A 23,594-nucleotide genomic window follows, 5' to 3' on the forward strand; every position below is an offset into this window, starting at 1 on the left:
ATATGAGATCTGTGGAATCAGCAAAGGAACCGCGATGTTTCGACGACTTCACGCCTTTATCGCGCTCACGGCCCTGATCGCTACGCTCGTGATTGCCCCAACGAACAGCGTCAGCGCCAACGGCCCTACCCCACCCGAAGCCCTCGGACTCTCTTCGCATACGGTCAAGCTTAGCACCGGCGTCACCCTGCACTATGTGGAAAAAGGCAAGGGCAAAGACAACGTCATTATCTTCCTGCACGGCTACACCGACTCGTGGCGCTCGTTCGAGCGCAACCTGCCGCTGATCAGCAGCAAGTACCACGTCTACGCCCTCGACCAGCGCGGCCACGGCGACAGCTCGCGCCCGGCCTGCTGCTACACCCAGGCCGACTTCGCCAAGGATGTGGTGGCGTTCATGGATTCCCAGGGTATCAAGCGCGCCAACTTGGTGGGCCACTCGATGGGCAGCTTCATCGCCCACAAGGTAGCCACCGACTACCGCACCCGTGTGGACAAACTGGTGCTGATCGGCTCGGCGCCCACCTCGGCAGGCAACGAGGTAATCATCGGCCTGAACGAGGCGGTGCAGACGCTGGAAGACCCGATCGACCCGGCCTTCGTACGCGACTTCCAGGCCAGCACCTTCTACCGCCCCATCCCCGACGAGTTCCTCGACACGGCGGTGAGCGAGAGCCTGAAGGTGCCCGCATCGGTCTGGAAGCAGGCTCTGAACGGCCTGATCGCCGAGAACCACAGCGCCAAGCTGGGCCGCATTCACGCCCGCACCTTGATCATCTACGGCGATCAGGATGGCATCTTCACCCTGGCCGACCAGCAGGCCCTGGTGAAGGCGATCCCCCACGCCAAGCTGGTGGTGTACACCCAGACAGGCCACGGCACCCACGTCGAGCAGCCCCAGCGCTTCGTGGCCGACCTGCAGGCATTTCTGGCAAAATAACTCGCAGCGCTCCGGCAGCATGGGCGGGCACGAAGGATGGTATCATCCTTCGTGCCTGTTTTTTCATGCCTGCTCGGCGTATCGGTAGGCGCTGCGGTATCGCCCCGGTGGGTTGCGCAATCGGCCTACTACTTGCAATAATAATCTGTCAGAAAAAGCGCCCGCCGCGCACCTGGACCAATGCATGTCCTCACCAATGGAGCCACGCTTATGTCTACCCTGCCACACACCACTTCCTGGGAGCCTCAGTTCGAACAGTTTCTGCTCGATCGATCGAAGGGATTCGACGCCGCACACGACCTGGAGCACATCCGCCGCGTGGTGACCAACGCCCGCACGCTGGCGATGCTCGAAAACGCCGAGCTGGCCGTGGTCATCCCGGCGGCCTGGCTGCACGACTGCGTGGTGGTGCCCAAGAACTCGCCGCTGCGCGCGAACGCCTCGGCGCTGGCGGCCCAGGCGGCGGTGGCCTTCTTGCAGAGCATCCGCTACCCAGCGGAGCACCTGCCCGCCATCCGCCACGCCATCGAGGCCCACAGCTTCTCGGCCAACATCCCGCCGCGCAGCCGCGAGGCCAAGGTGGTGCAGGATGCCGACCGCCTGGATGCGCTGGGCGCGGTGGGTGTCGCCCGCTGCCTGATGCTTAGCGGCGCGCTCGGGCGGCGGCTCTACGACCCCGCCGAGCCGTTCCCGCTCGACCGCCCGCTGGATGACCAGGTGAATACGCTCGACCACTTCTATGTCAAGCTGTTCCAGCTGGCCGACCGCATGAACACTGCGTCGGGCCGCGCCGAGGCCGCCAAGCGCACCGCCTTCATGTGCGACTTCCTCGACCAGCTGAAGCTGGAGCTTTCCATGGAGTAGCAGTCGGACAAGCGTTCGAACGGCGATTCACCAAACACAACGCGGGCGTGTGAGCTTGATGCTCACATGCCCGCGTTGTGTTCTATCAGTGCACTACGCACCAACCATCATCGCGGCGATGTCCTCCTGCGGCGTGGAGATGCCCTTCAGGTCGAAGGTGTTCACCAGCAGATCGCGCACATTGGGCGAGAGGAAGGCGGGCAGCGTCGGTCCAAGCCGAATGTGCTTGACGCCCAGCGAGAGCAGCGAGAGCAGCACCAGCACGGCCTTCTGCTCGTACCACGCGATGTCATACGAGATCGGCAGATCGTTGATGTGCTGCGCGCCCACGGCCTTGGCCAGCGCCTGCGCGATCACCACCAGCGAGTACGAGTCGTTGCACTGCCCGGCGTCCAGCACGCGCGGCAGTCCGCCAATGGTGCCCAGGTTCAGCTTGTTGTAGCGGTACTTGGCACAGCCTGCGGTGAGGATCATGGTGTCCTGGGGCAGGGCCTGGGCCACGTCGGTGTAGTAGCTGCGCTCCTTGTGGCGGCCATCGCAGCCCGCCATCACCACAAAGCGCTTGAGCGCGCCCGAGGAGATGGCCTCCAGCACCTTGTCGGCCTGGCCCAGCACGGTGCTGCGGGCGAAGCCGGTGGGGATCTCGCCATGCTCCAGCTCGATGGGCGGCGGGCAGGTGCGGGCCAGTGCGATCAGCGGGGCGAAGTCCTTCTGGCCGCCCGGCGCGCGGTCGGCCACGTGCGCCACATCGGCGTAGCCCGCCATGCCGGTAGTGAAGATCCGGCCCTGGTAGCTGGCGCGCGGCTGCTGGATGCAGTTGGTGGTCATCAGGATGGGGCCGTTGAAGCGCTCGAAGTCGCGCTGCTGGGTCCACCACGCGCCGCCGTAGTTGCCCGCCAGGTGCGCAAAGCGCTTGAAGGCCGGGTAGGCGTGGGCGGGCAGCATCTCGCCGTGGGTGTAGACCATCACGCCGGTGCCCTCGGTCTGCTCCAGCAGCTCGTAGAGGTCGAGCAGGTCGTGGCCGCTCACCAGGATGCCCGGGGCACCGGGGCGCACGCCAATCGGCACCATGGTCGGCTCGGGGTGGCCGAAACGGCCCGTATTGGCCCCATCCAGCAGAGCCATGGCCTGCACGCCCACCTCGCCGCAGCGCAGGGCCAGCGCGGTCAGCGCCGCCGCATCTAGGCTGTCATCCAGGGTGGCGGCCAGCGCCTGCTGCATGAAGGCCAGCAGGTCGGCATCGATGTGCTCAAGCACATAGGCGTGGTCGCAGTAGGCCGAAAGCCCCTTCAGGCCATAGGTAATCAGCTCGCGCAGCGACTGGACATCGGCGTCGGGGTGGGGGTTGGCGTGGGGCGAGTGGGCGCGGCCCCGCTCGACGAACGCGGCCATGTCGCCCTCTGCCGTGCAGCGGGCGGCCTCGGGCAGCGGGCCGGGGCAGCGTAGCCCGGCGGCGTGGCGGGCCGCGTGCACCCGCTGGCGCAGGGCGTTGCGGCGCTCCACCGCCTCGCGGGTGAGCTGGCAGATCCGCTCGCCGTCGAAGTTCACATTGGTGAGCGTGGCAAACAGGCCCTGGGCGATGAAGATGCCCGTGGCCGTATCGTTGATGCCGCTGTCGAGGGCGCGCACGCCCACGGCCGCAAGCCCTTTCAGCGCATAGAGCAGCTCATCCTGCAGCGCTGCGATCGTCTCATCCTTGCCGCAGATCCCGCGGATATCGCAGCCGCTGTTCTTACTCGTCTCCTGACACTGGTAGCAAAACATCGCGCCTCTCCTCATTTTTATACCTTGAGAAGAGCATACCAGCGGCGCACAGCGCTGTCTTTGCGCTAGCGCAAACAGATCCTTTCCGAGAGATCAGAGCGTTTACCACCAAGGCTGCAAGGCTCCACGTTTCTTTATAATCTCGGAGTCTTGGAGCCTTGGTGGTGAAATCATGACTCCGGCAGATCCTCGGCGATCTGAGTGAGACGCTGGGGCAGCAGCAGGGCCACGCGCTCGCGCCCGGTGCTGACGATGCCCTGCTGCTCCCAGCCGCTGAGGATGCGGCTGACGGTGTAGAGCGTGGTGCCGGTCATCTCGGCGATATCCTGGCGGGCCAGGGGCAGATCGAGCGCGATGCCGCCTGCGTCGGGGCGGCCCACCTGGGCCACCAGCCGCAGCAGGGCGCGGGCCACCCGCCGCTCGACACGCTCGGTGGACAGCTCGCGATAGCGCTGCTGCAGCTCCACAAAGCGGCCCGAGACCATGTGCAGCGCGCGCAGCGCCAGCCGGGGCGTGCGCTCGATCAGGGCCAGCAGCGCGGCGCGCTCCCAGACCAGCGCGGCGCAGTCGTCGATAGCCTGCAGATCGAGCGGGTACTCCGCGCCACGGATGGCCGCGACGATGCCCACCTCCTGGTAGGGCGTCACCAGGCCCATGATCACCTGCTGGCCCTCGGCGCTGATCTGGCTGAGCCGACCGTGGCCGGAGACCAGCACATAAAAGGACTCGGCGGGGTCGCCCTGGTGGAACAGGAAGGCCCCCGCCGCAGTGCGCGCCAGGTGTGCGGCGCTGGCCGCATAGGTAAGCGCCTGGTCATCAAGGTCGTGAAAAAAGCGGCACTGGCGCAGCAGGGCGGGCTGGCAGGCGATCTGCTGGGCGGTCTCTTGCTCCATGGTGCTCCTCGCGGTGTGGCGGATGTGGCCATTATACGCCGCGCGCGGCGACCACATGCCAAAACCACCCTCGCAATAGTTTGCGAGGGTGGTTTTGGTTCCCCGATGCTCGGGGCGGTTCACATGTGGCCCTAGGGCCTGCGGACTACTTGGCCTCGAAGTGGCTCCAGGCGTAGGGGCCGGTGTAGCTCACGTACCAGTAGCCGTCGATCGCCGCCGGGAAGCTGCCCGACGAGGCCCACTTGTTAGTGAAGTCCACGCCGTTGATGGTCAGCTTGGTCAGGTTCCACGAGTTGACGTAGCTGCCCAGGCTGCTAGCCTTCCAGCAGAAGGTGCCAGCGCCGTCGTAGCTGAATGGCCCGCTGATGGTCGAGCTGACCGGGCTGCAGGCCCCACCAGGCGTGGTGGTCGGCGTCACCGGGGTCGCGGTCGGCGTCACCGGCGTGGCCGTCGGGGTCACCGGGGTCTTGGTCGGGGTCACCGTCACCGGGGTCGGGGTCACCGTCACCGGGGTCGGGGTCACCGGGGTGGCCGTCACGGTCTTGGTGGGGGTCACCGTCACCGGGGTGGTGGTCACCGGGGTGGTCGGCGTCACCGTCACCGGCGTGCCGGGCACCGAGCCGACAGCCCACAGGCGCTTCAGCAGGTTGGTCTTGCGGGTGTCCCAGGTGCCCCAGGTGCCCCAGGCCGACTCGTTGCTGCCCGCGATGTAGGGCGAGGTGTAGAGGCCGCCGGTATCGCCGGACTCGGGGTTGATCGACCAGTACACGGTGTCGGTGATGCCGCGATCGATCAGGTAGTCAACGAAGGCGGTCTGCCACTTCAGGTCGGTGGTCTTGTCGGTCAGGTAGCCGAAGCGGTTCTTGTCGCGCAGGGTCGCGCCGCCGCCGGGCCAGTCGACGTTGCCGCCGAACTCGCCGATCACCACGGCGTAGCCCATCGCCTTCAGGTAGCCGAAGTGCTCATCCCAGCCCTGGCGCAGCAGCGTCGGGTTGATCACAATGTTGCACTTGGCATCGCCAGCGGCGTCGCCCTCCAAGCCAGCGCACTGCGGCTGGGCCGGGTCCATAAACTGCGCGCCGACGAAGACCGAGGGGCCGTAGGCGTGCGGGGTGAAGACCAGGCGCTCCTTCGGGACGTTCGGCGGGTTCGCGCCGGCCTCGAAGAGGTTCTCGCCCCAGTTCGGGGTGATGCCACCGCCGTGCGGCACCTGGGTGACGGTGTCCGGCGTGCCATCCTGGTTGCCAGCAGTGGCCGAGATGCCCTGCGTGAAGATCAGGATGTTGGGGTTCACCTCGTTGATCGCGGTGTAGGCGTGCTCGGTCAGGGTCTTCCACTCCTCCCAGGTGTAGTCCCAGGGCTCGTTGAAGATGTCGATACCGATGATGTTGCTCACGCCCAGCGTCGAGGAGAAGCCAGCCAGGGTCTTCAGATCCTGCAGCCAGATAGTCTCGTTGTAGGGCTGGATGCGGGTCACGGTCGAGGGGTTGTTGGTCGAGGCGCAGGACGAGTCCTCGCGCTTGAAGTCGTAGTTGTCGCGCTCAGCATCCACATAGGGCGGGCGGGCATCCAGGCGGCCCTTGCGCCAGTCCACGTAGTTCGAGCACGAGTGGATGTCGAGCATCACGTCGATGCCAGCGGCGTCGGCGGCCTTGATCATGGTCTCAAGGGCCAGGCGCGAGTTGGCGATGCGCACCGAGGGGTCATTCTTCAGCACTGGCTCGCGGCCCTGCGGGTCGTTGGCGTCCAGGGTCTGGTGCGAGAGCGGCAGGCGGATGACGTTGATGCCAAGCGCCTTCATCTCGTTGAGGTCCTGGGTGATGGTGCGGCCGCTGGGTGCCCACCACACGTTGCCGATATACTGCTCCATCGGCGCGCCGCGCGGGTTGGTCGAGTCGCTGGCCGGCTCATAGCGGCCCTGTAGGCCGAACCACGATCCGCCGCGGATCTGGTAGATCTGGCCATTCTTGGTGATCTGGCCCTGTGCGTTCACGCGGAACACGGCGGGCGTGCCAGCTGCCCCTGCATCCTTCGATGCGAGACCCTGGGAGGAAAGTAGCATCGGCGCAACAAGTGCAACTGCTGCCGCTGTCACCCATCGACGTTTGAAACTCCGGAGTTTTGTCACGAATGCCTCCATTGACTTCGAACAAAGAGCGGAACAATGTGCCCAGGCCGGTCGGCAGCGAGCAGTGCTTGGCCGCGCCGGTGTGGTGCGTGGCGTGGGTCGGGGCAGTTCTCTGCGCTGCTCTTCTCACCGCGTCACGATATGGGTATAGCATAGTGTCCGATAGTCACGGAAGCGTCACGGTCGCCGTCACGGAAAGCGTTGAAATAACCAATTTTTGAGGGATATGGGGGGAATTTAAGCGGGGAAGGGGGAAATCGGCAGTATTCTCGGTATGGGCAGGCCCCCTGGCGGCGCACCAAGGGGCCTGGCCACGATGCTACGGGGTGGGCTGCGGCAGCAGGAACTTCTCTAGGTCGTCGATCACCAGATTCGCGGCGATCAGGCCGATGCTGGTGTACCAGTAGTCGTCGTTCACCTGGACCACGCGCTGGCGCTCGACCGCCTTGAGCTGCTTCCACAGCGGGTCGTTCAGGTACTCATCCACCGGCGCATCCTCGGGCTTGCCGTAGATGCCGTAGAAGATGACATCGCCATCCAGATCGCCGATCAGCTCTTTGCTGGCCTCAGTCCAGACCTTGTCGGTGAGCTGCTGGGCAGCGGGGCGGGGGAACTGGCCCTCGGCTAAAATGGTGCCGATGAAGCTGCCCGCGTGGTAGATGCGGGTCTGCCCGCCCTGCATGAAGCGCACCATCGAGACGGTGGGCATGGGGCCTGCCGCGCTCAGCTTGGCGTGCAGGTCGGCCAGGCGGCGCTGGTAGTCGGCCACCAGCGCCTCGCCCTCCTGCTGCTTGCCCATGGCCTCGGCGAACAGGCGGAAGTTGTCCAGCCAGGCGTCGCCCAGGCGCTCGGCAAACACGGTGGGGGCGATCTTCGAGAGCAGCTCATAGCGATCGGCGTCGCGGGTCTTGCTGCTGAGAATGAGGTCGGGCTTGAGCGCGAGGATCTTCTCTAGGTTGGGCGAGGCGATTGTGCCCACCACCTCGATGCCCTCGGTCTTGTCGCCCAGGTACGCGGGGAACTTGCCATCCTCGAAGATGGTGACCGAACCGACCGGCTTGATGCCGAGGATCAGCGCCGCATCCAGCTCGCCCATGTCGAGCGTGACCACACGCTTGGGCGCTATGGGCACCAGGGTCTCGCCCATGGCGTGCTTGACCAAGCGCGTGGCGGCTTCGGCGGTGGCGGCAGGCGCGGCGCTGGCGACAGGTGCGGCGCTGGCCTCGGCGCTGGCAGCAGCGGGGGACGTGGCGGCGGGGGTGGGCGCGGTGGCGGCGGGGGCAGCGCAGCTGGCCAGCGTGGCGCACAGCGCGATGGCGCTCAGGGCGCGGCGGATGTGGTACATGTGCGAAGGTCTTTCCTCAGGTCAGGCCGCACGGCGGGCGGAAGGCTCGACGCAGCGTGCTGCCGGTTTTAATCGGGCATTAGGATAGACGCATCGCTGAAGATTGTCAAGTTTTCACTATAGAAACCGATAAATAGCACCCACACTAGGGGTAGAACAGGTACATGCTATGGGGCTGGATGTGGTACTTCTGGGGCAGCGCGGCGCGCAGATCGGCCTGCTGGAAATAGCCGAGCCGCTGCACCGCGCGATCTTCACCACGGCCTACTGGGGCAGCTGCCACCGCCTGCGCCGACTGCGCGACTACTACCGCACCAACCTGCGCCTCACAGGCGAGGATGTGCGTGCTCTGGCCCAGGAGCTGGCCAGCATCCGCAGGTATATCGACCCGCAGCAGCACGCCGCGCTCGACGCGCTGGCCACCGCGCTCTCCGACGAGCGGGTGTGCGCGGTGGCTATCGCGGGCGACTAGCCGGGCGGCAGGGAGATCAGGACTCCTCGTAGTACGAGACGAGCTGGCCGCTGCTGTTGTAGAGCGAGCCGTCGTCATCGTCCTGATTGTTCCAGATGTTCCCAGCCGGGCCACCAAATGTTCTCTGCTCGTTGGGCGCCAGGGTTCCACCGATCGGATGCTCTTGGTTGCCACGGATGCTGCACATATGCCAGCCGGTCAGATCCACCGGCTCGCCGCTGACATTCTGCAGCGTCACGGTCTCCGCGCCCTTGTCGATCGCGACGATCAGCACGGGGTAGTCGGGCGCGGCGCCCGGATTGGGGTCCTGCTGGCAGCTGTTGAAGGTGGGCGCGGGCAGGGGCTTGGCCAGGCTGGGCTGCGGGGCGGGCGCGCCGTTGCCCAACAGCTCGTTGCCCAGCAGGCCCAGCTGCACATTGAAGGGAGGCTGGTTCTCGGGGTGCAGCTCGAAGCGCGCCCGCTCGTACCACTGCACCTGCAGGGTCTGGCCGTTCACCTCCTCGCTGATCAGATCGGAGAGCGGCAGGCCGAACAGGGCCAGATTCTCGGCCTCAGTCTTGCCGCCCCTGCCATCTAGCTCGATCCCGCTGGCGCGCCACGCCGCTAGGATGTCGCCGCAGACATTCTGCTGGGTCTCGGCGAAGTAGCGGCAGCCGGGCTGCGGCTCGCTGTTGGCGAAGGTAAAGGGGTCGCGGCCCTGTTGGGCTAGGCGGTCGGCCCCCAGCCGCCCGAGCAGCACATCGTAGGGGCGGGCGTTCTCGGGGTGCAGCTCCAGGCGGTTGCGCTCGAACTGCTGGGCCTGGATGGCCCTACCCTCGATCACCATTTCCTGCTGCGGCCCCTTGGGGTAGCCAAAGACGATGAGGCCGCTGTTCTGCTGCCAGAACTCGCGGATGCGCCCGGAGATGCAGAATCCTGTCTCGGCGAAGCACTGCTGGTCGGCCTGGGCCTGCGCGGCGGGCGTGCCAACGGCCAGCGCAGCCAGCACAGGTAGCACCCAGCGGAAGAGTCGCGACATCGTTGTCACCTTTCTGTGGAAGTTGGTAGGGCGTATGGCAAGAGTGTAGCATGGGCGAAACAGCCACGCATAGGCGCAGAGACCGATTCAGCGCTAGAGCAGCGCGCCCAACAAAAAGGCCAGCAGCCCCAGCGACCCGCAGATGGAGAGGCGGCCCTGCGCAGGCTAGCACGCGTGTGAGCGCTATCGGTTCCCACGGCGACTGACCTATATTACCCGGCACATCCAGCGATCTGGTGCCTACCAGCGCTCACCATAGCAGCTGTCTGCCATCACCCCATGTTGGGGAACATTTGTGGGAGAACTTGATCTGAGCTATACTCCTTTCTCTGGTTGGGGAACACCCATCGGGCTACAAGAAAGATGCGCACTTGCCAAAACATGCCCATACGCTGCTGCGCTGGTCTGCCGCGAGTCACCAGTATGAACTCCACGAGGGTGGTCAGGCCAGCCCGGTGGACGCCGAGTCGTGGCAGCGTTGGCTTGAGGCGCATCGCTCATTCGCGTTCCAGGGGCGCTCGGGAAGGCTGAATCTGCTAAAAGAGCGGCGCAAAGCTGGCCCCGGCTACTGGTATGCCTATCGCCGCCGCAACGGGCGAGTGGTGAAACGTTATGCTGGGCGCGGGGCGGTGCTCACGTGGGCGCATCTTGAAGCATTGGCCCAAGCGCTCTGTGCTGAGGATGAGCTAGCAAGGAGTTCCCACACCCCGTCGGCACTGGCCGAACCGGATGGTATTAGCACCGTGACGACTGCGCCGCTCCTCGCGCCCAAACTGCAGGTGCCACGCCTCCACAGCTCGCTCATCAGACGCGAGCGGCTGCTGGCCCGTCTCGACGCTGGACGGATGCGTAAACTCACCCTGCTCAGCGCCGCCGCAGGCGCTGGCAAGACAACCCTGGTCTGCCAGTGGCTCCAGCACCTTGCTGCCATGCGCAATCCGCCCCGCATCGCCTGGCTGGCGCTCGATGAAGGCGACAATGACCCGCTGCGTTTTTGGCGCTACGTGATCACCGCCTGCCGCGCCTTCGGCCCAGAGGTGGGAGCGCAGTCGCTCGCGCTGCTTGAGACCCCGATCACCATCAAATCCCCGCTCGACATGGTCCTTACCACCTTGCTCAATGAGCTGGCGCTCCTATCCTACCCCAGCATCCTTGTTCTGGAAGACTACCATGTGATCACGGCACCGCAGATCCACGACGCCATCGGCACCATGCTGGCCCATCTGCCGCCATCCCTCCACCTCATTCTGATGAGCCGAACCCAGCCGCCCTTGCCGCTGGCGCGCCACATTGCCGCTGGCGAGGTCACCGCGATTGAGGCAGCTGATCTGCGCTTTTCCGATGACGAGACGGCGGCATTCATCGCGCAGGCAACGGCGCACCGCCTGCCCCCGCACGAGCTCGCGCTGGTGGGATCGCATCTTGAAGGCTGGGCCGCCGGGGTGCGGCTGCTCACCCTGGCCTTGGAGCGACCTTCTACGGGCGACATGCGCACAATCCTGGCGCAGTTCCTCACCGATCGTCGCGGCATCGGCGCGTACTTTGTCAGCGAGGTGCTGCACCATCAGCCAACCCCACTCCAGCAGTTCCTTCTGGAGACCAGTTTTCTTACTCGCCTGACCGCCTCATTGTGTGATAGCGTGACCGCTCGCACTGACAGCCAGTCCATGCTGGACACGCTGGATCAGGCCAACCTCTTTCTTGAGCCGCTGGACCGAGCAGGAATGTGGTATCGCTACCACGCGCTGTTTGCGACGGCCATGCAGGCGGAAGCACGTCGTCGGCTTGGGGGGGCTGCCGTGCAAGGCCTGCTTGAGCGCGCCGGGCGCTGGTACGAAGGGCACGGGTTCCTGCCCGAGGCGATCGAGGCGGCATTTGGTACCCATGATGGTGTGCGTGCTGCGGGCCTGATCGAGCAGGTGGCGAGGCGGCATTTTACGCTAGATCACCCCGAGCCACAGAGCCTGCCGGAATTTTATACCCTGCACCGCTGGCTAGTACGGCTCCCAGCATCGATCCGCGATCAGCGCCCGCTCCTCAACTTGACCCTGGCGGTTGCCAGCACGATGCAGCCCCATGGCGACGTGAGCGATGCTGAGCATCTTTTGGCGCTGGCCGAGCAGGGCTTTCGCGCCGCCGACGAGCTGGGCCAGCTGGGCCTGGTCGACACCTTCCGCTCGCTCATGGCGCGGGAGCGCGGCAACATAGCGGTTGCGGTCCGCTGGGCCAGAACGGCGCTTGAGCTGCTCCCATCCACCGCATGGAACTGGCGCAGCATGTGCATTGGCACATTGGCCGTGGGCGCATATGGTATTGGCCGATTGGCGGACGCAGGCGCGTTGTTTGATCAGGCATTGGCCATGAGCGCACAGGTGGGAAATCGGCAGTTTGCCCGTGCCGCCACCGTGGTGCTCGGCTGGAGCGTGCTGGAGCAGACCGATTCGCTGCGCGCCGCAGGCTTATTTCGCCAGACATTGGCAGACGCGCGTATGATGGGCGACCTCGAAGATACGGCGCTCGCGCTGCATGGGCTGGCCGAGATCGCGTGGTGTGCATACGACTTGGATACGGCCTGGGCACTGGCCAATGAAATCGTTGAAGCCACGGGCCAGAACCCACACCAGCCCGCCGCCGCGCATGCCGCACTCATCATGGCCCGCGTGGAACATGCCCGTGGCCAGAGTGCGGCGGCGCTCGCCCGCTGTGCGGCCCTGCTGTATTGCCGTGCGCTGGCCGACCAGCCGATGGATCGGCAGCTGGATGCCCAAATCGCCTATGAGCAGGCATGCATCGCCCTTGCCACCGGCGACCTCGCCGCCGCCCAGCGCTGGCGCGATACGCGCCCCACCAATTTGGAACAGCCACGCATGCATCAGGATCGTGAAGCCCTGCTACTGGCACGCCTGGCCATGGCCGAAGGTGATCCCGCGTCGGCGGCGCAGATCCTTGAGCCGCTGCTCGCCGCAGCCGAGCTGGATGGGCGCGCCCGGGTGGCGCTGGAGCTGCGCGTGCTGTTGGCCCGCGCCTTCGCTGCGACCGGGCAGCTGCACGATGCCCGGCACCTGCTCGCCGCAGCGCTTGCCAGCGCCCACCACGCCAGCGCCCAGCATGTGCTGATCAGGGAAGGGGAAGCGCTCGCGCCCTTGCTCCGCACAACCCTGCCCGCCATCCATGACCAGCGGCTGCGCGCCTTTGCCAAAACGATGCTGCACCACATCACACCCGCTGAGGAGCGCAGCGCAGTCGAGCTGCTGAGCCCACAGGAACGCCGCGTGCTGCGCCTGATCGCTGCTGGCCAGAGCAACACGGCGATCGCGCTTGACCTCGTCGTCTCGGTCAACACCGTCAAGGTTCATGTCAAAAACATCTACCGAAAGCTGGGGGTGGCCAGCCGTCTTGAGGCCGCTCGCGCCGCGCACGATCTGGATATACTCTCGCAGTAATCACCCCCCAAGCTACCCACCCGGATGATACCGCCGCATGGCGCTCCTCCCTACACTAGCCATGGTGAGCGTGTGTCGCAGCCAATGACTGCTGCGATGACTACTGTGCTGCACCACAACGCTATGGGAGGACACCTTTGGATACCACATCAAACGATGGGCGCATCATTGACGCACCGGCGCGTGCGTCACGCTTCACCCTGCTCTTTGTGCTATTTACGACGTTTCTGAGCGTGATGGGCATAACCCTGGTCATTCCGGTGCTGCCCTTTATCATCCAGCAGTACGTCGGGAATACCAGCCAGCTGCCCGTGGTGGTCAGCTGGCTGACGGCGACCTACGCCCTGTGCCAATGTATCGCCGCGCCCGCGCTCGGCGTGCTCAGCGATCGCTTTGGCCGCCGCCCGCTGCTGCTGCTGTGCCTGCTTGGATCGGCTATTGGCTATCTGCTGCTCGGGATCGGCGGTGCGCTGTGGGTACTGTTTGTCGGACGAATCATCGACGGGCTCACGGGTGGCGATATCAGCATTCTCTCCGCGTATATCGGCGATGTCAGCACGCCGTCGGAGCGCGGCAAGCGGTTCGGGCAGCTCGGCGGCATTGCCAGCATTGGCCTCATCTTCGGGCCGGTCATCGGTGGCCTGTTGGCCAGCCTGGGGTATGCCGCACCGCTGTATCTCTCAGCGGCGATCTTGCTGGCCACCACGATCTGGGGCTTTTTTGCCATGCCCGAAAGCCTACAACCGCAGCACCGCACCACGCATGTCGGCTTTGCCGACCTCAACCCACTCAAGCAGATCGGTGATATCCTCGCCATCAAGCGCCTGCGCTGGCTGCTGGTGACCAGCGTCGTCTACGCCTTCCCGTTTGCGATGTTTACCTCCGAGCTGGCGGTGCTGGCCATCGACACCCTGGCGTGGACGCCTGAATCTATTGGCCTGCTGCTGCTGGTTATCGGCGGTATCGACATTTTTATGCAGGCCGTCTTGTCGGGCCGGTTGATCAGGCGGTTTGGCGAGACGCGCCTGATCATGAGCGGGTTCGTGTGTGAGGCGATCAGCTTCATCCTGATCGGTGGTGTCGCCATTGTGCCATCGCCCGTACTGCTCTTTGTTGGTGTTGCCTGCTTCGCTATCGGCGGCGGCGTGCTGGAGCCGCCGCTGAACGGGCTTATCTCAGCATCGGCGGGCGCAGATGAACAAGGGATGGTGCAGGGTGGCAAGCAGGCGCTACGCGCGTTGAGCCAAATTGCGGGGCCGCTGCTGGCCGGGGCGCTGTATATGCAGATCGGCGGTGAAGCACCCTACTGGCTTGGGGCGATCGTTCTCCTGCTTGGCACGATCACCATGCAGCTTGCCACACCACACATTGCGCGGAGCCAGATACCCCAGCAATCACATGGATCGAACGACTAACCGTGGATCGAGCAGAAAGCCGCACCCGAAGCCCAGCACGGCCAGCCCATCTGGCCGCCAATCGGTCGGGCACGATCCACGAGATCTTCATGGCCTTGTTCCTGCCTATAGTGATGATGAAAAAAAGTGAGACGGGCGCACATTGACAGAGCTTGCATCTTGCTCTATGCTCTCGCGCCATTATAATCGCTCTGTCTGCCAGGCCCAACGAGCAAGGCGGCAGCGCCCGTCATTTCTCACAAAAGGATAGAGGCCATGATCATGCGGACTATACTGCGGATGCTCTTGCTGCTCACGCTGTGGGGGTCGGCGGCGGTAGCGGTGGTGACCGGCTTCTCGTGGATGAACGTGGCGAGCGCCCGCGCGACAGGCCGGATCGACGAGGCCAGCGCCATGCGCAGCGTGCTGCTAGCGCTAATGCCGCCCGGCAGCGCTCTGGCCGACGCCGAGGGGCGGATGGAGGGCGAGGGCTTCCGCTGCCGCAGCCTGCCCGCCTACCCCGGCCAGCTGTTCTGCGAGCGCAGCGACTCGGCGGGCTGGCCAGTGAGCAGGCGCTGGCAGGTGCAGGTGCTCTCCGCCGATGGCCACGTGACCGATATGCGCATCGACATGGGGCTGGTGGGGCCGTAGCGCCTCAGCGGCCCGCTAGGACAGGGCGGGCTGGCCCGTGGCCGGGGTGCGCCACGCGCCCGCCCAGCGCGGCGATCGCGCGCCAGCTCTGGGCCACCGCGCCGTCTAGGTCGGATGCGGGCGGCAGGTCGCCGGTGAAGGCCTCGCCGGTATCGAGCACCACGCTCACGCTGTCGTCGCTGTGGCCGGGGGTGGCGATGATCTGGCCCGCCACGCCCTGGCTGGCCAGAAACGCGCGGCTCTGGGCCAGCGGCAGGGCCAGCGCGTGCGCCAGCTGGATGGGCTGGTAGCGTAGCTCGGGCTTGATCAGGCCGCCCAGCAGCGGCACGGCGTGGCGCTGCACATCCAGCACCACCAGCCGCACACCCGCGAGCCGCAGCTCCTCGGCCAGCCCGGCGTGGTCGGGGTGGTAGTGCGTGCAGATCAGGTGGCCGATCTCGGCCAGGGCCAGGCCCATGCGGTCGAGCCGGTGGCGCAGCTTGGGCAGCGTGCCAGGGAAGCCGATGTCGATCAGCAGCTTGGGGCGGCTGTCCAGCACATAGTAGTTGGTCGAGTCGTAGCCGACGTTGACAATGTTCACGCGCCCACCTCCGCCCGCTGCAGCTTCTCCAGCGCCAGGATGTCGCGCTGCGCCAGCCAGAGCGGCACGAAGCCCACCACGCCAAACGAGCAGTCGATCATCTGCCAGAAGAGCGGCACGCCGCGCAGCGGCCCGAAGGCCAGCGCCATCGGGAAGATCAGCACGCAAGCGATCATGCCGAACTCGATCACCCAGATGTTGCGCACGGGGTCGCGCAGCGGGCCGACAAAGGCGATGGCGATCACAATATGGGCGAAGGCCAGCCAGTCGGTGCCGTAGAGCATCAGCGGGTAGCTGCGCTCGACCTCGGCCAGGGTCTGGCGGATGATGCCGACCCACGCGGCCATGTCGGGCCACAGTTGTGCGGCGGCGCTGCCCGGGCCGATCAGCCCGGCAAGGATGTCGATCTCCCAGCGCAGCGGCAGCGCGGTGAGGCCGCTGATCACCAGACCCGCGATCATCACGGCGATCAGGGCGCGGATGCGGCGGGCCAGCGCCGCCGCGCTGGGCGCGGGCCGGGCGGCGGGCGCGAGGGCTGTTGCCATGGTTCTGCTCCACTAGCGTGCGGTTGTGGGGCCATGCTACGCCAAACGCCACGCGGCGGCAAGCACCTGGGTGTGTGGAAGAGCCTTTTACCTCCAAGACGCCAAGACACCAAGGGAGCAAAGTCCTATCTCACTACGAAGACGCGAAGGGGACAAACCCAACCTACCTGGCCCATCCGGCGAAGGTGCCGCACCCGCACGCTGGCCATAATCCAGCCCGCAGCGACGATGCCAAACGATGAGAGGAAGGACGTTTTTTGCCAGTTTAGCGGCCATATTGAGGTGAAGTTACAATATCGGGCATAGCACATTGCCAGCGCTTTTCCCACACCACGCCCAGCACCCGCTCGGCTTCTAGGAGCAGCTCGTGGCTTGATGCCACCGCGTAGGTACTTCCAAATCCGGGGTCGATGGCGATACCATCTTTCTGATAGATTACCCACTCCCAGGTTGGGTCTGGCTCAAGGCCCGGCGGGGTGCATGCCAGCACGATGTGCCGATAGCCACCAGCGCTCAATCTAGCCACATCCGTAATTCTGCTCATGCTAGCGCTTTTTGTAGCGCCCGAAAACATATTGCCATAGGTTATGTAATCAAGAAAGATCGAGAGGTGACGAATCCCGAGTTTCCAGGGAAAGATCGGCTGATCGCTATGCCAATTCCACCATACAAAATGGACAGGAGGATCAGCATCGGTGATCTGCGCGATTGGGATGCCCCAAACATAGCAGCCTTGATTCTCCTGTCCGCAGAGGAGCATATCACCAGATATTCGGAAATGCTCAGGGGAAAAGAGCACCTCACGATAGCTGACAAGATCAAAGCGGTTTCCCCAGCTCGTAAGAAACTGCGCTAAGATCGCTGGCAGCGCGATGCCAAGCCGCTCTTCCGCCAGGGCTAGAGCCGCAGGGTCGCAGCCATCCCCCGTCCGCCAGGGGCGGCAGAGTGATACGATGTGCTCGGCATTTGCAGACCAATAGTAGGGCATGCTCGATCCACTGGATTGGTAGCGATCTGCCGATCTGCCTGCTGTAGCCATACGCTACCGCCCTCCCGCCGGGAAGTAGTAGTCCTGCGTCGTTTGTGAGACGGTGTAGCCGACAAAGAGTCCACCCAGCCACAGCGCCGCCAGCAGCGCCAGCCCCGCGCCCATGGCAACAGCCCGCAGCCCCGGCCTGCGCGGCGCTGTGTGCGCGGGCGAACGGTGCCGCCACAGCCACACCCACAGCGCCACTCCCCCGACGATGCCCCCGGCGTAGGAGGTGAGATGCGCCCAGCTAGCGCTGATGAAGCCCGCCTCCACGCCGGGCGGGAGCGTGGCGAGCGTGACCTGCGGCAGGCGCACCAAGCCCGCCTGGGCCAGGGCATAGCCCACGATACCCGCGAGCAGCGCGGCGAGGCCCACGCTGGCCATCAGCGCGGCCAGGGGGCGCACCAGCTGCGGGCTGCCCCACGCGGGCCGCCTGCCGAGGCGCATGGCCAGCACGGTGGGCAGCCCAAGGATGGCCCCCGCCCACCATGTGGCGATCACGCCCCAGCCGATGCCGAGCAGCGTCGGGTCCTGGGTTGGGAAGACCGGCGCGTGCCCGACGGTGAAGTAGGCCAGGCACAGCCGCGCCGTCACCTGATCGTGGAGGATACCGTAGACGACAGCGGCGGCGATGCAGAGCAGCCAGATCTTGAGCCACTGGCCCACGGCGGCGAGCCGGGGCGTGGGGGCGGTGAGCGCGCTCATAGCGGGGTTCTCTCTTTGATACGATGCGGTCTGGGGCATTATAGCATCGCGCCGCCTGGGGCTGTTCGGGGGCTGGGGTATACTACAGCCCACAGAACAGCCGAGCGGGGCAGGCAAGCGCCCCGCTCCCACGCCGCCCATGAGGAATGCGCCATGCCGATCTCCGAGGAACACGTGCCGCTGGTCGACGGTGCCCAGGTGGTCTACCTCGTGACCGATGGGTTCGAGGTCTACGACCACCCATCCGCCGAGCTGCTCGACCACGTGCTGAGCCACATCCACGCGCTGAACGTGGCCACATCCATGCTGATACCGCCCGCCAAGCTGTACGAGCGCTACAACCTGCCCAACGCCGAGCCGAGCCTGGCGCCACTGCTGGCGCTGCTGCAGCGCGACCTGGGCATCCTCAGCCAGGCAATGGTGGAGATGGCGGCGGCGCGGGCCGACCCCGACTGCCCGCGCCGCCTGGAGCGGATCATCGCCGAGGTGCGGGCGCGGGTGCCCTACCTGGGCGACCTCGCGCCCGACAGCGGGCAGCTAGCTGCGCAGCTGGGGGCGGTGCTGGCCGCGCAGGGCAGAAAGCTGGCCGCGCCGCGCTCGCGCACGCTGGAGCGCCACCGTGTGCCGCGCTACCGCCGCCGCGCCTAGTCGATGCCGGGCGGGAAGGGGCGCAGCAGGGCCAGCCGCCGCTCGACGCGGCCCCGCATGTCGCCCAGGCGCTCGATCTCGCGGCAGATCGCATCCAGCTGCCAAGCTTCTGTCAGCCGCTATGGTATACCCTGACACGGCGGTAAGGTCAAACTGGCCCCTACCCACGCGGCGGATCGGGGCTATGGCTGGATGCTCAGCCGATCTAGCACCTCATTATAGGTCTTGTTCTCCGTATCTTCGACGCTGATCCACAGGAGCTGTTCAGGATCAACCTTCAGCGCATAGTACTCTATAGTTCCGACCCCCTTGATCGCACGCTGGTAGGCCACCGCCTGCGTCCCCGCCAACTCTCGGTGCTCGATGGTTGGTTCGTCCACAGGATTTCCAGGCAGATTCCGCTGTCGCTCGGCATCGATCCAGTCGTCAAGCGAGCCGGGAAATCGCACGAGGGCGAAGGTTGGGCCATAGGGGCCTTCGACCCCAGAATCTGCCGCCGGGTAGGTAATGGCCCCCTGGTCGATCACCAAAGTATCGCTGAAGACAAGCGAACCTGACGTGTGTTCTTGCCAGGTTGATATGGGGGGAAGATCGATCACGATCTTTTGCCATGGGAAGCGCCGCCAGCCGTCGGCGAGCACGGCGGGCGATGCAATGCCGATTGGCGTGATGGAGGGTGGGGCCACAGTCGGCAGCGGCGCGGCTGTGGGCGGTGGCGCGCTAGCGGATGACGCGAGAGGTCGCCCGGCGGCGGGCGGCTCAAGCGCAGCGCAGCCGCTGATCAGCAGGCAGAGCATAGAAGAAACCCAGGGTCGCATGGAAGCCTCCGATCGCTCATATCACACGTGCGCCGCTCCGGGACATCGTAGCCGCAGCACCTCTGCCACGTCAATACGCATGCCCAGAGCAGATCTGCGCGTATGCTGGTATGGTACCTGCTTCTTATCGGCTGCCCTGTATCGAACGAGCAGCTGTCTGCGCCGATGCTGAAAGGGAGGAAATGATGGATGCAACCCAGCGGGTAGACCGCACCGATGCCGCAATAACCGAAATGCTCGCCACGGCCAGCCTGCCGATGCTGCGCGCCAGCCTCGGGGTGGTCTATGTATGGTTTGGCGCGCTGAAGGTGACCGGGGCCAGCCCGGTGGCCGATTTCGTGGCCGACACGCTGCCCTTTCTGCCCCGGCGCGCGGCGGTGCTGGGCATCGGCCTGTGGGAGATGACCATCGGCGCGGGGCTGCTGGCCCGCGTGGCCCTGCGCCCCATGCTCATCCTGTTCGCCATCCAGCTGGCGGGCACCTTCCTGCCCTTCCTGACCCAGCCGCGCGCCATGTTCCAGCGCGGCAACCCGCTGCTGCTCACCACCGAGGGCGAGTTTGTGCTGAAGAACCTGGTGCTGCTGGCCGCAGGCGTGGCGGTGGGCAGCAGCATCCGCCGCAAGCGCGAGGATCTGCCCGCCAGCGACGGCCAGCTGCGGCAGCCTAGCAGCTCATCCTGATGCGACCTCGCTTTTTTCCTTGGTGCCTTCGCGTCTTCGTGGTTATTCGTCCCATTTTATTCCTTGGTGTCTTGGTGTCTTGGTGGTAAATCCGTTCGCTCTGCCCTTCGTGTCTTCGTGGTGAAGAAGGCTGGCATCTGCTACACTATGCGCACCCGAACGAGGTGCAACGATGCAGATCCCAGATCGCCAATCGCTTCTCACCCAGCTGCTCGGCGGCTACCTGCTGTTCATGGCCGTGCTGCTGGGCGGCGGCATCGGCCTGAGCGTGATCATCGAGCGGCAGCTGGTGGCGGGCGCGCGCGCCGCCGACCTAGCGCTGGCCAAGACCATCGCCCTGGAGACAGCCAGCACCATGGATCTGGCCCAGCGCTCGGTAGGCGCACTGGGCCAGCAGGATGGGCTGCGCCAGGGCGGCCCCGCCGCCGAGCGGGCCATGGCCGCCTTCCGCGCCGCCCGCCCCGAGATGGACCGCGTGTACTGGCTGGACGCCCAGGGCGTGATGCGCTACTCCTCGCCCAGCGACCCACGCACGCTGGGCACCGACTACTCGGGCGAGCGGGTGTTCCGCCGCGCCGCGCAGGCCAGCGGCCCCTTCGTCGAGCCGGGGGTGGTCGACCTCTCCACCTACAACGGCGTGGTGATCATCGCCCAGCCCGTGCGCGACGCGCGAGGCGACCTGCTGGGCGTGGTGGCGGCCAACGTGCTGCTGGATGACCTGAGCAGCCCGCTGCGCACCGTGGTGGCCGACCAAAGCGGGCGCGGCCAGCCGCTGCTGATCAGCGTGGTGGACGGGCGCGGCCAGCTGATCGCCACCGCCGAGCGCGAGCGCATCCTACAGCCGATGCTGGGCGAGCTGCCGGGGGCGGGCGCGGCGCTGGCCGGGCAGGAGAGCGCGCAGCTGGCCGATGTGCGCGGCAGCTTGTGGCTCTACAGCGCGGTGCCGGTACCGGGGCTGGGCTGGGCGGTGGTGGTGCAGCGGCCCGCCAGCGTGGCGCTGGCGGCGGTGGCCAGCGTGCGCAGCTGGCTGATCGCCGCGCTGGCCATGACCGCGCTGGGCGGGCTGCTGCTGTGGCTGGCCCTGGTGCGCCGCGTGATCCGCCCGCTCCAGCAGCTGGCCGGGCGCTACGCCGCCCTGGGCGAGCTGCCCGCCGCGCCGCCGCCCGCCGCAGCGGCCCGCGCCGACGAGGTGGGCGCGCTGGCCCGCACGCTCCACCGGCTGGAGGGCGACGTGGCCGCGCGGCTGGCCCAGCTGCGCACCCTGCTGGACACATCCAGCGAGGTGGTGCGCACGCTCGACCCCGGCGTGGTTGCGTCCACGATCATCCGCGAGGTGCAGCGGCTGGTGGATGTGCAGGCCACCGCCGTGCTCGTGCCCGGCGACGACGGCGCGCTCAAGGTGCTGGCCAGCGCGGGCCGCGCCGAGTCCTACGACCGCTCCATCCACATCGCCCCCGACACCCCCGACTCGCCCTCGGCGCTGGCGCTGCGCAGCGGCGCGCCCACCCAGATGATCGCGGGCAGCGGCGAGCCGTTCCCCGCCGCATCCTACGCCGCCGGGTTCCGCGCCCTGCTGGCCATCCCGATCGTCAGCCAGCACGTGGGCAGCGTGGTGCTGCTGGTCTCGCGCACCCGCCCCGAGCCGTTCAGCCAGCACGACCTGGGCCTGCTGCTCACCTTCGCCAACTACGCCACGCTGGCCTGGGAGCACGCGGTGCTCTACGAGCGCAGCGACGAGCGCCTGCGCGAGGTGGCGCGCGAGAATGAGCGGCTCTACCGCGAGGCGCTGGCCGCCAACCAGTTCAAGAGCACGCTGCTGGCCGCCGTGGGCCACGAGCTGCGCACGCCGCTGGCCGCGATCAAGGGCCACGCCAGCTCGCTGCTGGAGGATGACGTGGTGTGGGGGCCGGAAGACCAGCAGCATTTCCTGCGCACGATCAGCAGCGAGGCCGACAAGCTGGCCGCGCTGGTCAGCAACCTGCTCGACCTCTCGCGGCTGGAGGCCGGGCTGCTGCTGCTGCGCCCCAGGGCCTGGGATGTGGGCGCGCTGCTCGACGGCGCGCTGGCCGCGCTGCACCAGCCCATCCCGCGCCTGGTGCGGCGCATCCCGCCCGGGCTGCCGCCCGTGGCCGTGGAGCGCCCGCGCATCGAGGTGGTGCTGCGCAACCTGCTGGCCAACGGCCTGGCCTACGGCGAGGGCGGTATCTGGCTCAGCGCCGAGCGCGCGGGCGACACGGTGCGCATCCAGGTACGCGACGACGGCCCCGGCATCGCCGCCGAAGATCTGCCGCACATCTTCGAGCGGTTCTACCGCGCCGAGCGGGGCGTGCAGCGCCGCGCCACCGGCACCGGCCTGGGGCTGGCCATCTGCAAGGCGTTTGTCGAGGCTCACGGCGGCAGGATCTGGGCCGAGAGCGACGGCGCAGGCACGACGTTCTGCCTGACGCTGCCGATTGCGAAGGAGCGAGAGGAAGAGGAGAGCGATGCAGCAGAAAACAATCTTGCTGGCCGAGGATGAGGCGGCGCTGCGCGATTTTGTCAGCCGCAACCTGCGGGCGCGGGGCTTCCAGGTGGTCGAGGCCACCAACGGGCTGGAGGCGCTGGCGCTCTGGGGCACCGAGCAGGTCAGCCTGCTCATCCTGGATGTGATGATGCCGCGCATGGATGGGCTGGAGGTCTGCCGCCGCGTGCGCGAGCAGTCCACCGTGCCGATCATCGTGCTGACCGCGATGGATGAGGAGGCCGACAAGGTGGCGGCCTTCGAGCTAGGGGCCGACGACTACCTCACCAAGCCGTTTGGCGTGGGCGAGCTGCTGGCGCGCACCCAGGCGGTGCTGCGCCGCAGCCAGTGGACACCGCAGGCTGCCGTGGCCCAGCGCTTCGGCGATCTGGAGATCGACCTAGAGGGCCACACCGTGCGGGCGCGCGGCGACGAGGTGAAGCTCACCCCCACCGAGTTCTCGCTGCTGGCCTTCCTGGTCAGTAACCCCAACCGCGTGCTCACCCACCGCATGATCCTCCAGCGCGTCTGGGGCGAACAGTATGGCGACGAGGCCGAGTACCTGCGCGTCTATGTCGGTCGCCTGCGCCGCAAGATCGAGCCAGACCCCGCCCGCCCCCGCCACATCCTCACCGAGTCGGGCGTAGGCTACCGCTTCGCGCCGTAGCGGGGGACGAATACCACGAAGACGCGAAGGGGACGATTCACCACGAAGACGCGAAGACACGAAGGGGAGACCGTTTACCACCAAGACTCCAAGGCTCCAAGGGGGCAAAGGGGCAAAGGGGCGATTCACCGCAAAGACGCGAAAGCGAGAGCGGCGAAGATCGCTATTAGAAAATGATGTTAAGGCCTGTTGATGGTGATTAAGCTTCCGGCGATGGTGATTAAGCTTCCGGCGATGGTGATTAAGCTTCCGGCGATGGTGATTAAGCTTCCGGCGATGGTGATTAAGCTTCCGGCGATGATAATCGATCAAATTCATGTATGATGTAGGGTATTTTATTCATATCTGGCGCAGATCATTGCATACGAGCCATGCAACAACCAAACACCGCACCTCTATCACCAACAAACCATGCCCGCCGCACCGCCCCACCCACCCGGCCCATCCGGCGAAGGTGTCGCTCGCGCAAACTGGCCATATGCACCAACACCAGCCGCCAGCGAACAGCA

Annotated in this window: 20 protein-coding genes and 1 pseudogene; 11 read left to right on the forward strand and 10 right to left on the reverse strand. The window is 66.2% G+C overall.

The features are described 5' to 3' along the window. Positions 1–34: 34 nt before the first annotated feature. Positions 35–940: an alpha/beta hydrolase gene (locus F8S13_11285; protein ID KAB8142837.1), complete on the forward strand. Its 906-nt coding sequence runs from the start codon at positions 35–37 to the stop codon at positions 938–940. Positions 941–1,150: 210 nt separating this feature from the next. Beyond that, positions 1,151–1,804, forward strand: a complete 654-nt coding sequence (locus F8S13_11290) for an HD domain-containing protein (protein ID KAB8142838.1) — start codon at positions 1,151–1,153, stop codon at positions 1,802–1,804. A 93-nt stretch (positions 1,805–1,897) separates the two neighbouring features. On the opposite strand, the gene hcp is transcribed toward F8S13_11290, so the two are convergent. The 4 genes from hcp to F8S13_11310 form a co-directional block, all read right to left on the reverse strand. Further along, positions 1,898–3,583, reverse strand: coding sequence for a hydroxylamine reductase (gene hcp, locus F8S13_11295; GenBank protein ID KAB8142839.1), 1,686 nt, complete (start codon positions 3,581–3,583; stop codon positions 1,898–1,900). A 155-nt stretch (positions 3,584–3,738) separates the two neighbouring features. After that, positions 3,739–4,518: a Crp/Fnr family transcriptional regulator gene (locus tag F8S13_11300; protein ID KAB8142840.1), complete on the reverse strand. Its 780-nt coding sequence runs from the start codon at positions 4,516–4,518 to the stop codon at positions 3,739–3,741. Between the two features lie 88 nt (positions 4,519–4,606). Beyond that, the gene (locus tag F8S13_11305; protein KAB8142841.1) at positions 4,607–6,601 is read right to left on the reverse strand and encodes a glycoside hydrolase family 5 protein; all 1,995 of its coding nucleotides are present in this window, start codon (positions 6,599–6,601) and stop codon (positions 4,607–4,609) included. A gap of 307 nt (positions 6,602–6,908) precedes the next feature. Then, entirely contained in the window at positions 6,909–7,751 is an 843-nt protein-coding gene (locus F8S13_11310) for an iron-siderophore ABC transporter substrate-binding protein (GenBank protein ID KAB8142842.1), read from the reverse strand. Between F8S13_11310 and F8S13_11315 the strand changes: the two genes are divergently transcribed. Together F8S13_11315 and F8S13_11320 are read left to right on the forward strand one after the other, a co-directional pair. Beyond that, positions 7,740–8,006, forward strand: a complete 267-nt coding sequence (locus F8S13_11315) for a hypothetical protein (protein KAB8142843.1) — start codon at positions 7,740–7,742, stop codon at positions 8,004–8,006. The genes F8S13_11310 and F8S13_11315 overlap by 12 nt on opposite strands. Before the next feature lie 97 nt (positions 8,007–8,103). Further along, positions 8,104–8,406 carry a hypothetical protein gene (locus F8S13_11320; GenBank protein KAB8142844.1) on the forward strand — a complete coding sequence of 101 codons (303 nt, stop codon included), beginning with the start codon at positions 8,104–8,106 and terminating at the stop codon, positions 8,404–8,406. Between the two features lie 349 nt (positions 8,407–8,755). Here F8S13_11320 and F8S13_11325 read toward each other — a convergent pair. Next, positions 8,756–9,352: pseudogene (locus tag F8S13_11325) on the reverse strand (CAP domain-containing protein). Between the two features lie 3,275 nt (positions 9,353–12,627). Between F8S13_11325 and F8S13_11330 the strand changes: the two are divergent. From F8S13_11330 to F8S13_11340, 3 genes are all read left to right on the forward strand, one after another. Next, positions 12,628–12,867, forward strand: a complete 240-nt coding sequence (locus F8S13_11330; protein KAB8143134.1) for a response regulator transcription factor — start codon at positions 12,628–12,630, stop codon at positions 12,865–12,867. Between the two features lie 137 nt (positions 12,868–13,004). Then, positions 13,005–14,282: a TCR/Tet family MFS transporter gene (locus tag F8S13_11335; protein ID KAB8142845.1), complete on the forward strand. Its 1,278-nt coding sequence runs from the start codon at positions 13,005–13,007 to the stop codon at positions 14,280–14,282. 255 nt (positions 14,283–14,537) lie between these two features. Further along, positions 14,538–14,912 (forward strand): hypothetical protein, encoded by a 375-nt coding sequence (locus tag F8S13_11340; GenBank protein KAB8142846.1) that lies wholly within the window; start codon positions 14,538–14,540, stop codon positions 14,910–14,912. A gap of 4 nt (positions 14,913–14,916) precedes the next feature. On the opposite strand, the gene F8S13_11345 is transcribed toward F8S13_11340, so the two are convergent. The 4 genes from F8S13_11345 to F8S13_11360 form a co-directional block, all read right to left on the reverse strand. Further along, positions 14,917–15,492: an MBL fold metallo-hydrolase gene (locus tag F8S13_11345; GenBank protein ID KAB8142847.1), complete on the reverse strand. Its 576-nt coding sequence runs from the start codon at positions 15,490–15,492 to the stop codon at positions 14,917–14,919. Further along, positions 15,489–16,037, reverse strand: coding sequence for a hypothetical protein (locus tag F8S13_11350; protein ID KAB8142848.1), 549 nt, complete (start codon positions 16,035–16,037; stop codon positions 15,489–15,491). The genes F8S13_11345 and F8S13_11350 overlap by 4 nt, the downstream gene beginning before the upstream one ends. Positions 16,038–16,302: 265 nt before the next feature. Beyond that, complete coding sequence (locus F8S13_11355) at positions 16,303–17,025, reverse strand: hypothetical protein (protein ID KAB8142849.1); 723 nt, start codon at positions 17,023–17,025, stop codon at positions 16,303–16,305. A 54-nt stretch (positions 17,026–17,079) separates the two neighbouring features. Then, positions 17,080–17,772 carry a hypothetical protein gene (locus tag F8S13_11360; GenBank protein KAB8142850.1) on the reverse strand — a complete coding sequence of 231 codons (693 nt, stop codon included), beginning with the start codon at positions 17,770–17,772 and terminating at the stop codon, positions 17,080–17,082. 153 nt (positions 17,773–17,925) lie between these two features. Between F8S13_11360 and F8S13_11365 the strand changes: the two genes are divergently transcribed. Continuing rightward, entirely contained in the window at positions 17,926–18,420 is a 495-nt protein-coding gene (locus tag F8S13_11365) for a hypothetical protein (protein ID KAB8142851.1), read from the forward strand. 182 nt (positions 18,421–18,602) lie between these two features. Here the strand turns inward: F8S13_11365 and F8S13_11370 are convergent, their stop codons facing one another. Then, a complete protein-coding gene (locus tag F8S13_11370) occupies positions 18,603–19,217 on the reverse strand; it encodes a hypothetical protein (protein ID KAB8142852.1) in 615 nt (204 codons plus the stop codon). A 206-nt stretch (positions 19,218–19,423) separates the two neighbouring features. Here F8S13_11370 and F8S13_11375 point away from each other — a divergent pair, with 206 nt between their 5' ends. The 3 genes from F8S13_11375 (at position 19,424) to F8S13_11385 (ending at position 23,085) form a co-directional block, all read left to right on the forward strand. Then, entirely contained in the window at positions 19,424–19,918 is a 495-nt protein-coding gene (locus F8S13_11375; GenBank protein ID KAB8142853.1) for a hypothetical protein, read from the forward strand. A 172-nt stretch (positions 19,919–20,090) separates the two neighbouring features. Continuing rightward, positions 20,091–22,436: a GAF domain-containing protein gene (locus F8S13_11380; GenBank protein KAB8142854.1), complete on the forward strand. Its 2,346-nt coding sequence runs from the start codon at positions 20,091–20,093 to the stop codon at positions 22,434–22,436. Further along, positions 22,402–23,085: a response regulator transcription factor gene (locus F8S13_11385; protein KAB8142855.1), complete on the forward strand. Its 684-nt coding sequence runs from the start codon at positions 22,402–22,404 to the stop codon at positions 23,083–23,085. The genes F8S13_11380 and F8S13_11385 overlap by 35 nt, the downstream gene beginning before the upstream one ends. The last annotated feature ends 509 nt before the right edge of the window (positions 23,086–23,594 follow it).

The sequence above is a fragment of the Chloroflexia bacterium SDU3-3 genome (assembly GCA_009268125.1).
Taxonomy (GTDB): Bacteria; Chloroflexota; Chloroflexia; order Chloroflexales; family Roseiflexaceae; genus SDU3-3.

Bases quoted from the DNA above. Each gene is read 5' to 3' on its own strand.
- F8S13_11285 (KAB8142837.1), top strand. From the start codon at position 35: ATGTTTCGACGACTTCACGCCTTTATCGCGCTCACGGCCCTGATCGCT.
- F8S13_11290 (KAB8142838.1), top strand. From the start codon at position 1,151: ATGTCTACCCTGCCACACACCACTTCCTGGGAGCCTCAGTTCGAACAG.
- hcp (KAB8142839.1), bottom strand. From the start codon at position 3,583: ATGAGGAGAGGCGCGATGTTTTGCTACCAGTGTCAGGAGACGAGTAAG.
- F8S13_11300 (KAB8142840.1), bottom strand. From the start codon at position 4,518: ATGTGGTCGCCGCGCGCGGCGTATAATGGCCACATCCGCCACACCGCG.
- F8S13_11305 (KAB8142841.1), bottom strand. From the start codon at position 6,601: ATGGAGGCATTCGTGACAAAACTCCGGAGTTTCAAACGTCGATGGGTG.
- F8S13_11320 (KAB8142844.1), top strand. From the start codon at position 8,104: ATGGGGCTGGATGTGGTACTTCTGGGGCAGCGCGGCGCGCAGATCGGC.
- F8S13_11330 (KAB8143134.1), top strand. From the start codon at position 12,628: ATGCTGCACCACATCACACCCGCTGAGGAGCGCAGCGCAGTCGAGCTG.
- F8S13_11340 (KAB8142846.1), top strand. From the start codon at position 14,538: ATGATCATGCGGACTATACTGCGGATGCTCTTGCTGCTCACGCTGTGG.
- F8S13_11350 (KAB8142848.1), bottom strand. From the start codon at position 16,037: ATGGCAACAGCCCTCGCGCCCGCCGCCCGGCCCGCGCCCAGCGCGGCG.
- F8S13_11355 (KAB8142849.1), bottom strand. From the start codon at position 17,025: ATGCCCTACTATTGGTCTGCAAATGCCGAGCACATCGTATCACTCTGC.
- F8S13_11360 (KAB8142850.1), bottom strand. From the start codon at position 17,772: ATGAGCGCGCTCACCGCCCCCACGCCCCGGCTCGCCGCCGTGGGCCAG.
- F8S13_11365 (KAB8142851.1), top strand. From the start codon at position 17,926: ATGCCGATCTCCGAGGAACACGTGCCGCTGGTCGACGGTGCCCAGGTG.
- F8S13_11370 (KAB8142852.1), bottom strand. From the start codon at position 19,217: ATGCTCTGCCTGCTGATCAGCGGCTGCGCTGCGCTTGAGCCGCCCGCC.
- F8S13_11375 (KAB8142853.1), top strand. From the start codon at position 19,424: ATGGATGCAACCCAGCGGGTAGACCGCACCGATGCCGCAATAACCGAA.
- F8S13_11380 (KAB8142854.1), top strand. From the start codon at position 20,091: ATGCAGATCCCAGATCGCCAATCGCTTCTCACCCAGCTGCTCGGCGGC.
- F8S13_11385 (KAB8142855.1), top strand. From the start codon at position 22,402: ATGCAGCAGAAAACAATCTTGCTGGCCGAGGATGAGGCGGCGCTGCGC.